At 67.0% G+C, this 8,352-nt stretch carries 8 protein-coding genes; 6 read left to right on the forward strand and 2 right to left on the reverse strand.

Annotation, left to right across the window (positions count from 1 at the left end):
- The 4 genes from GF399_02740 to GF399_02755 form a co-directional block, all read left to right on the forward strand.
- On the forward strand, positions 1–822 hold an 822-nt coding region (locus GF399_02740; protein ID MBD3399230.1), incomplete at its 5' end, for a SpoIIE family protein phosphatase.
- Positions 806–2,161: a methylenetetrahydrofolate--tRNA-(uracil(54)-C(5))-methyltransferase (FADH(2)-oxidizing) TrmFO gene (locus GF399_02745; protein ID MBD3399231.1), complete on the forward strand. Its 1,356-nt coding sequence runs from the start codon at positions 806–808 to the stop codon at positions 2,159–2,161. The genes GF399_02740 and GF399_02745, both read left to right, overlap by 17 nt.
- Before the next feature lie 27 nt (positions 2,162–2,188).
- Positions 2,189–2,980 (forward strand): hypothetical protein, encoded by a 792-nt coding sequence (locus tag GF399_02750; GenBank protein MBD3399232.1) that lies wholly within the window; start codon positions 2,189–2,191, stop codon positions 2,978–2,980.
- A complete protein-coding gene (locus GF399_02755) occupies positions 2,980–4,143 on the forward strand; it encodes a hypothetical protein (protein MBD3399233.1) in 1,164 nt (387 codons plus the stop codon). Before GF399_02750 ends, GF399_02755 begins: the two co-directional genes overlap by 1 nt.
- Before the next feature lie 559 nt (positions 4,144–4,702).
- On the opposite strand, the gene GF399_02760 is transcribed toward GF399_02755, so the two are convergent.
- Complete coding sequence (locus GF399_02760) at positions 4,703–5,191, reverse strand: hypothetical protein (GenBank protein ID MBD3399234.1); 489 nt, start codon at positions 5,189–5,191, stop codon at positions 4,703–4,705.
- Positions 5,192–5,250: 59 nt separating this feature from the next.
- On the opposite strand from GF399_02760, the gene nusB reads away from it, so the two are divergent.
- Together nusB and GF399_02770 are read left to right on the forward strand one after the other, a co-directional pair.
- Positions 5,251–5,658: a transcription antitermination factor NusB gene (gene nusB, locus GF399_02765; GenBank protein ID MBD3399235.1), complete on the forward strand. Its 408-nt coding sequence runs from the start codon at positions 5,251–5,253 to the stop codon at positions 5,656–5,658.
- A 28-nt stretch (positions 5,659–5,686) separates the two neighbouring features.
- Complete coding sequence (locus tag GF399_02770) at positions 5,687–6,580, forward strand: M28 family peptidase (GenBank protein ID MBD3399236.1); 894 nt, start codon at positions 5,687–5,689, stop codon at positions 6,578–6,580.
- Positions 6,581–7,188: 608 nt separating this feature from the next.
- Here the strand turns inward: GF399_02770 and GF399_02775 are convergent.
- Positions 7,189–8,208, reverse strand: a complete 1,020-nt coding sequence (locus GF399_02775) for a hypothetical protein (GenBank protein MBD3399237.1) — start codon at positions 8,206–8,208, stop codon at positions 7,189–7,191.
- Between the last annotated feature and the right edge of the window lie 144 nt (positions 8,209–8,352).

The raw sequence follows: 8,352 nt of genomic DNA on the forward strand, positions 1-8,352 counted from the left end.
CAGGAGCGCCTGCTGCCGTCGGGCACGCCGGATTACGAGGGCTTGCGGGCGGCGGGCGTCTGCCAGCCGGCCGATTTCGTCGGCGGGGATTACTACGATTTCATCCCCATCGACGACCGCCGGTTGGGCGTGGTGATCGCCGACGTCTCGGGCAAGGGATTGCGGGGCCTGATGATGATGCTGGTTCTACGCACCCTGCTGCGCGGCGCTGCGCCGCGCCATCAGAACGCCCTGCCCGCCCTCTGCGAGACCAACCGCCTGCTGACCGGCGAGCTGTCCGGCGGCAGCTTCATCACCTGCCTCTACCTGGTTTTCGACAACCTCAACCAGACCGTCGAGGTCGTCAACGCCGGCCACAACCCCCTGCTCGTCTTCCGCTACGCCGAGGAGAAGGTCGAGCCGCTCAAGAGCCGGGGCCGCCCTTTGGGCATTCTGCCGCCGGTGGACTTCGACGCCAAGTTGGAGCCGGTACGCCTGCGTCTGAGCCGGGGTGACTGCCTGTTGGTCTATACCGACGGGGTAACCGAGGCGATGAACGAGCGTCAGGAGATCTTCGGCCAGGAGCGCCTGGTGACGGTGTTCGAGGAGCACGCCCGTCTGGCTCCACCGGTACTGGTCGACAAGATCGCCCGGGAGGCTCACCGCTTCTCCGGTTCCAGCGACCAATTCGACGACCTGACCATCGTCGCCCTGCGTTCCGAGGGCCGGGTGTTCAAGTTCAGGGACCCCTCGCTGCTCGAGGAGGGCGCGGTCTCCCAGCACATCGACCGCGCCCTGAGCGAGAGCCGACCTTTCAATAAACGCCGTGACACCCGTTCCTGACAGCGAGATCGTCAGAGTGGTCGGCGGGGGGCTGGCCGGTTGCGAGGCCGCCTGGCAGTTGGCCCGCGGCGGATGTCGGGTCCGGCTGTACGAGATGCGTCCCGGCGTCTCCACCGGGGCCCACCGCGGCGCCGGCCTGGCCGAGCTGGTCTGCTCCAACTCCTTCAAGGGTCGCGCCCCGCACCAGGCCCGTGGTCTGCTCAAGGCCGAGGGCGTGACGCTGGGTTCCCTGCTGCTCGAGTTGGCCGCGGAGTGCAGCGTACCCGCCGGCGCCGCCCTGGCGGTGGATCGGGATCGCTTCTCCGCCGCCGTCGAGGCTGCTCTGAACGCCGAATCCGCGATCGAGATCGTCCGGCGGGAGGTCTGCGACTGGCCGGCCGCTCCGCTGCTCCTGGCGACGGGACCGCTGACCAGTCCGGCGCTCTCGGCCGTTCTGCGGCGGGAACTCGGCGGGCGGCGTTTGTTCTTCCATGACGCCACCGCCCCCGTCGTCACCGCCGCCAGCCTGGACCGGCGCACCGTTTTCGCCGCGGGTCGACACGGCCGGGACAGCGATTATCTCAACGTCGGACTGCGGCGGGAACAATACGAAGAGTTCCACCGGCGGCTGCTGAGTCTGCCCCGGGCCCCGATCCAGGGCGTCGACGCCCGGGCGGAAGCCGACGGTTTGTCCCTCTTCGAGGCCTGCCTGCCCCTGGAGGTACTGGCCGAGCGCTCCGCCGACGCCCTGCGCTTCGGTCCCCTACGGCCGGTGGGCTTGCGCCGTCCCGACACCGGGGAGAGTTACTACGCCGTTATCCAGCTGCGCGCCGAGGATCGAGCCGCGACGCGTTATAATCTGGTCGGCTGTCAAACCCGACTGACACCGCCGGCCCAGCGGGAGCTCTTCCGCTCCCTGCCCGGTCTCGAAGGCGTCGAGTTCGTTCGCTACGGCCGGATGCACCGCAACTCCTACCTCGACGGGCCGCGATTGCTGAAACCGACCCTGGAACTGTTCGACAGGCCGGGCTGCTTCGTCGCCGGCCAACTCAGCGGCTCCGAGGGCTACGGTGAGGCGGTGTTGACGGGCCTGCTGGCCGGACGTAACCTCGCGCGTCGGTTGCGGGGTTTGCCGCCGCTGGAACCGCCGGCGACGACGATGCTGGGGGCCCTGGTGCGCACCCTGAGCGGTCGCGGTTTGCGACCCTCGACCGTGCCCGCCCCGGTGAACGCCAACTTCGGCCTGCTGCCGCCGACGACGGCGCGGACGCGCGGTAGGCGCGGGCGACGCCTGGGCCGGGCCCAACGCGCTCTGGCCGCCTGCCGCGTTTTCGCCTGGCGTCTCGCAACCGCTTACTAGCCAGCCCAACCCCGGATTGGAGAACCCATGATCAAGCACGTCACCGTCGGCACCGACGGTTCCCGCTACGCCGAGGGCGCCGCCCGCTACGCCGTCTGGCTGGCTGACGCCTATCAGACCAAGCTGACCGGCTGCTACGTGATGGACCGCCGCGTCCTGGAGGGACCCTTCTTCGCCCGCTTGTCGATGCTGCTGGGCTTCACCCCGGCCACGGATTACCGTGAGGCCGTCGAGCCCGTCCTGCACTCCCTCGGTGAGACCGCCCTGGGCTTCATCGCCGAGCTGGCCCGCGAGGCCGGCGTTGAGTTCACTCCGCGCATCTGCGAGGGCCCCGTGGCCAGCACCCTGGTCGAGCGCGCCGCCAAGTCCGAGGTCCTCGTCGTCGGCCGCCAGGGCGACCACGCCGCCTACGAGAATGATCTGCTCGGCTCGGTCGCCGAGGCCGTGTTGCGCCGCGCCCCCGCCGCCGTCCTGTTGGCCCCCGCCGATTATCTGGCACCGCGGCGACTGGCGCTATTCTACGACCAGCACACCGTCGACGGCGAAACGCTGCGCTTCACCCTGGCCCTGCCCCGGGAGCTGCCCCTCCTCGTCATCCATACCCCGGAGTTGGCCGACGAGGCCCGCCGCACCATCGAGGAGTACGGTCGACCCGCCGAATTCGAAGCCCTGGCCGAAACTCCGGCCGAGCGCGTCGCCCGCCTCAACGACAGCGACCTGACCCTGTTCGAGGCCGATAACGAGCGGGGCCATCTGGTTATCGACGCCCGCGTCCAGCAGGCCATCAACAACAGCCGCGGCCCCTTGCTGATCGCCTGATGGCTTCGGGTCTGTCCATCGGTACCCTGTTGGCTCTCGGCGCCGCGCTGCTGCCACGCCCCGTCGGCGGTCCCGCGGCCCGGACCATGCTGCTGATCCCGCCGGGGTGGGAATACGAATACCGCGAACGTTCCCTCCGCGCCCGGGAAGCCGACGGCTCGGGCACCCTCGAGCTGCGGCTGGACCCCTACCTGGGGCGGATACCCGCCGACGGCGAACTCCTAGCCGGCCCCCAGCTGCGCGGGACCGCGGCGGAAGGCGGCTTCGTCTGTCTCGAACTCGGCCAAACCTACGCCCGCGTCCTCGAATACCGACGCGGAAACCGTTGGGGACTCTACGCCGCCCTCTACGCCCACGGCTGGTTGTGGCACTGGACCTACGAGGCGCCGGCCGGGGAGCGCGAGGCCCGCCTACCCGGAGCCCTGGCCTGTCTGGCCGGCGTGCACTGTCGATTGCCCCAGGTGCTGGCCCGGGAGCCGCTTGATTTCAGCGGCAAGCTGACCCTGCGCATCGGTCCCGGTTTCCGCCTGGGTTTGCCTGAGGACTGGGTCCTCGAGGCGCGCGGCGACGGCGATTTCCTCGCCGTCTTGAAACATCGCGGCGCCACTGTGGCCGATATCGCCGTGACCACGACGGGACCCGCCGCCGGCCGCGACGACCGGGCCCTCTACCTGGAGAGTCTGCTGCTGGATATGGAGACCCGGCGCGACTTCTTCCAGCTGCTGACCTCGACGCCCACGGAGCTGGGCGGATTTCCGGCCCAGCTCATCCGCGGGCGGCTGCGGATCGACGGCTTTACGCTCCACTGGCGCTGCGCCGTCCTCTTCGGCCTGCAGGGCACCTACGCCGTCACCGGCACCTGCGCCGAAACCCACCACGAATCTTTCGATGAGCTGCTGCTGCGCGTCGCCGAATCCCTGCGCGAGGGCGCCCTGACACCCTGGTACGAGGAGCTGTGGTTCTACCTGCTGGAGCACGCCACCACACTGCTGATTCCGCTGGTCATCACCGTTCTGGCCGGAGTCTACTTCGGTCTGCACTATCTGCGACGCTTATTCACCTACATCGGCCTGTGGCGGGAAAGACGCGGCGGTGACGGCCGCTGGGGACGCTCCGGTCGCACCTTGGGCGACGACGACGAGCGGGAAAGCGCAGAACCGTAATACAATCAGCGACCGCCCCCCGGCCGGTGCTGCACGCAGGGGCGCAGGTCCGAAACGCTGGTCCGCATCGTTGGTCCGCATCGTTGGTCCGCATTACGGTTGTTGCTGGTAGAAAAAACCGCCGCGGTGCGGCGGTATATTGGAGAACATTGGAGAGCATTTAAGAGCATTGGAGAACGAAGACAGTAGCTGAACCCGGTTTGGCCGGCACCCCGGCCGCAGCCCACCGGGGAGATCCGGTGGGCGGACGCTGCCGGAGTAACGCGCCGGGACGTCCTTGTCAGGACAGCCGGGTCAGGACGGCCGGGTCAGGACGGCCGGGTCAGGGTTGGACGGTCTCGGCGGCCTTGAGCTGGCCCCAGGAAACGGGCACGGTGGCGGTGGCCACGGTCAGGCCGGCCACGGCCAGGACGGCCAGCACGACGAGAATGATGATGGTGCGGCGGTTCATGGGTTACCTCGCATGGGTTACCTCGCTGGATGGGTTGTCGACGAGCCGGAGACGAGCCGGAACCGTCAGGGGCTCCACCTATATATTTAGCACGCCGGGCGGGCGGGGTCAAGTTCCAGTTTTTTCGAGATACTTGTTGAGTAGGGCCAGGTAACTGCGCAGATAGGCCCGGCGGCTCATCAGGGGACGGCGGGCGGCCAGTTTGGCGCGGACCCGCTCCAACAGCCGGTGGCGCTCGGAGCGGTTCAGCCGGCGCCAGAGTGGACGCTGGGGCCAGGGGTCGCAGCGGGCGGTTGTTTCAGGCGCAGACGGGGCTTCTTGCGTTGGTGCGTCGCCCTTCGCCGAGGCGGTCTCGCTGCGCGGCTCGCGAGCAGCCCGCAAGACGGCGCGGCGGCAGTAGACCAGCGGCGGTAGCGAAGCCCGGGAACGCGAGGCCAGGGCCGAAGCGACGCCGCGCTCCACGGCGGCCACGGCTACCCCCCGCCCGTGCCAGTAGCGGAGCTCGGCCACGTCGCGATGTGACAGGACCAGGGGATAGCCGAAGCGTCGACTGAGCAGTTCGCCGACCTCTTCCAGATAGCTGTCGGGTTCTGGCATCTCCATGTCCCCTGTATAGCATACCAGACACAGATAACGCCAGCCGGAAACGAGCTACCATGACCAATCGACGTCTAGCCCGTGAAAGTGTCGTCAAGATGCTCTACCAGGCCGGCATCACCGGCGACGAGCTGACAGAGGTTAGTCGCAACTACTGGTCGGTGCGCTTCCCGCCCATGGAGGCCCGCGAATACGCCAAGCGGCTCCTCGGCCTCGTCGGCGGGCGCGACGCAGAAATCGATGAACTGCTGGCGGGTTGCCTGGACAATTACCGCCTCGAGCGTTTGGGTCTCGTCGAGCGCAGCCTGTTGCGCTGTGCGACGGCCGAGCTGCTGTTGGGTGAAACCCCGCCCCGGGTAATTCTCGATGAGGCCGTCGAGATCGCCCGTGACTACGCCGGCGACGAGGCGGCGGGTTTTGTCAACGGGGTACTGGATCGCCTGGCCCGGAAACTGGAGTTGCTTTGAGGATGGAGCTGAGGCGGGGAGGTGCGCAATGAAGAAACTTCCGGTGGCTCTCGTCGGCTGCCTGGTCCTGGTCGGCGTTGTGGGGGCGGCGACAGGACTCGACTTCGATCAGGCGCGGGCCTGGGAGCTGCTCGTCGAGCAGGTCGAACTCGGCCCCCGTCATCCCTGGGCGCCCGCTCACGCCGCAACGCGCTGGTGGCTCGTAGAGCAACTGGAGCCCTTGGTGGACGAGGTGGTCCTGCAACGCTTCACCTACGAGCCGGCCTTTGGTGAGCCCCTTGAGCTGTGCAACATCATCGGCGTGCTCAACCCCGAGGCGCCGCGGCGGGTGATGATCGGCGCCCACTGGGACACTCGGCGCTACGCCGATGAGGATCCCCTGCCGGACAACCGCGAGCGGCCCGTCCCCGGAGCCAACGACGGCGCCAGCGGTGTGGCCGTATTGCTCGAATTGGCTCGGGTCTTCAGCCTCGAGCGCCCCGAGGTCGGCGTGGTCTACGTCCTCTTCGACGCCGAGGACCAGGGGCGTCTGGCCGGGATGGAGTTCGCGCAAGGCTCGGTCGAGTTGGCCGCGGCCGGGCTGCTGTCCTACGACTGGGGGGTGGTCGTCGATATGATCGGCGACGCCGATCTCAACATCCACCCCGAGGGCCACTCCCTGGCTCTGGCGCCCGAGCTGGTCGAGGACATCTGGGCCGTAGCCGCCGAGCTGGATGCCGACGGCTTCAGCAAGGAACCCCGGCATACCATCACCGACGATCACCTGCCCCTGCTGCGGGCCGGACTGCCGACGGTGGTGCTGATCGATTTCGACTACGCCGTCTGGCACACCATCGACGACACCCCGGAGTATTGCTCCGCCGACAGCCTGGGCCAGGTCGGTCGGGTGCTGGAGACGCTGATCCGTTCCGAGGAGCCCTGAGCCGGGTCGCGGGTTGGCCGTTGGTGCGGACCTCGATCCGCTCTAGGGGATAAAGCACGCTGGAGCGCCGTTAAGCCGCCCGGTAAGCCGTGGCAAGGCGGTGGAGACATGACGGGAGCGGCCCGGCCGCCGGTTGTGACGCGGCGTTTCCGGCGCATTTCTACTCCGCCCGCCGGCGAACAGGATACAGGGATTGCTTAGCGGCGACGGACCACTTCAGCGCAACGGTTTTGTCAATCGCGGTTGGCGGCGATAGGCTCATTCAGGTTGCAGTGTATGATTGCGGCGGAGCCTGAGCGGTTTTCAACGTCGCCGGGCGGTTTATGCCACCCCGTGTTGCTTGATCCACCGGCTGCAGCTGACAGCCCTGGCGTCAGGACCTGAGCCAAACCGTTCAATACTGAACGCTCACGGCTGCTCCACGGCCGTCCACGGCCGTAAGGGGGGCGACCCCTGGCCGCAGTTTTCTCCAGCGGCTTCTACACGCTTGGCGGCGGCTACTCACGGCTGACTGGTGCAGAATAGCTGCGCTGCCGATAATAATCAAGCGGACCCGCGCGGGTCCGCTTGATGTTGCAGTCGGCCGGTTAGCCGGCCGGACGTTCAGCTTAGTCCATAGCCTTGATCGAACCCCAGCTGGACGGAACGACGTTGGTGCCGCTTTCGGTGACGGTCCAGTCGGTTAGATCGATCGGATCCTCGTAGATGGCGGTGCCGTCGCCGTAGTAGTAGCCGAAGATGGCGTTGTCCTGAGCTGCGTAGTTTTCGTAGAGGCTGTCGAAGTCCACGGTCACGGCGGTGGCGCCGTAGGCGTAGAACCAGGGCGAGAAGGTCTCGGCGTTGTAGGTGTCGCTGGAGTGGGCGTCGGAGTCGCACTGCCAGTTCTGGCTGCCGCTGGCCATCCAGTCCGTATCCAGCTCCCACATACCGGGTTCACCGTTCTGATCCTGGTCCCAGCCGTCGGTCTCGAAGTCCTCGTTGACGACGGTGTCACCGTCGGCGTCGACGACGACGTTGTCGATGCACCAGTACCAGAGCCAGGTGTTGCCGTTGGTGTTGTAGGTGTAGGAGAGCTGGGCCATGCCGTTGTCGGCGGCGGTGGTGATGTCGTGGGTCTCGTGGGTCTCGCCCATATCGGAATTCCAGTTGAAGACCTCGACCCAGGTGCCGTCACCGTTGTTGGAGCCCCAGATGGAGAGGAGGTCGAAGCGGAAGCCGTCATCGACGCCGGAGATGTCGGAAACCCAGCGCAGGGTCATCTGAACGGTGCCGCCGAGGTAGGCGTGCAGCGGGATGACCAGGAAGTCCAGGCTGGCCTGGTCTTCGAAGGTGTGGATCAGGTCGCCGTTGACCCAGAATTCGCAGTAGTCGTTGCCGTCGGCCGCGACCTGGCTGTAGTTGATGACGGCGTAGGCGCCGTCGTAGGCCGAGATGTCGACGGGGGTGTTGTGCTCCATCGTGCAGTCGTCGTTTGAGCCGTAGACGGTCTCGCCGTCCTTGACGCAGCCGATCTCGCTGCCCAGGACCTGCCAGTAGGCGTTGGCGTCGGTGTTGGCGCCGGTGCTGAGAGCGGTGCCGGCGAAGGCGGCGGCCGCAATCATTATGGTTATAAGAGCTATCTTCTTCATCTTACCCTCCCGGGTGGTGGTGGTTGAGTTTGCTTTTTTGTGCCTGACGCTGTTCTAAATATGCGAAAAAGTATTCAGAAGTGCGCCTAAGCACAACGACTAAGGTAGCACGGAATGGCAACCCTGTCAAGCCGGCGACCTATC

Source organism: Candidatus Coatesbacteria bacterium, assembly GCA_014728225.1.
Taxonomy (GTDB): Bacteria; RBG-13-66-14; RBG-13-66-14; order RBG-13-66-14; family RBG-13-66-14; genus WJLX01.

Excerpts from the sequence above, each read along its gene's own strand:
- GF399_02750 (MBD3399232.1), top strand. The coding sequence starts at position 2,189 with ATGATCAAGCACGTCACCGTCGGCACCGACGGTTCCCGCTACGCCGAG.
- GF399_02755 (MBD3399233.1), top strand. The coding sequence starts at position 2,980 with ATGGCTTCGGGTCTGTCCATCGGTACCCTGTTGGCTCTCGGCGCCGCG.
- GF399_02760 (MBD3399234.1), bottom strand. The coding sequence starts at position 5,191 with ATGCCAGAACCCGACAGCTATCTGGAAGAGGTCGGCGAACTGCTCAGT.
- nusB (MBD3399235.1), top strand. The coding sequence starts at position 5,251 with ATGACCAATCGACGTCTAGCCCGTGAAAGTGTCGTCAAGATGCTCTAC.
- GF399_02770 (MBD3399236.1), top strand. The coding sequence starts at position 5,687 with ATGAAGAAACTTCCGGTGGCTCTCGTCGGCTGCCTGGTCCTGGTCGGC.
- GF399_02775 (MBD3399237.1), bottom strand. The coding sequence starts at position 8,208 with ATGAAGAAGATAGCTCTTATAACCATAATGATTGCGGCCGCCGCCTTC.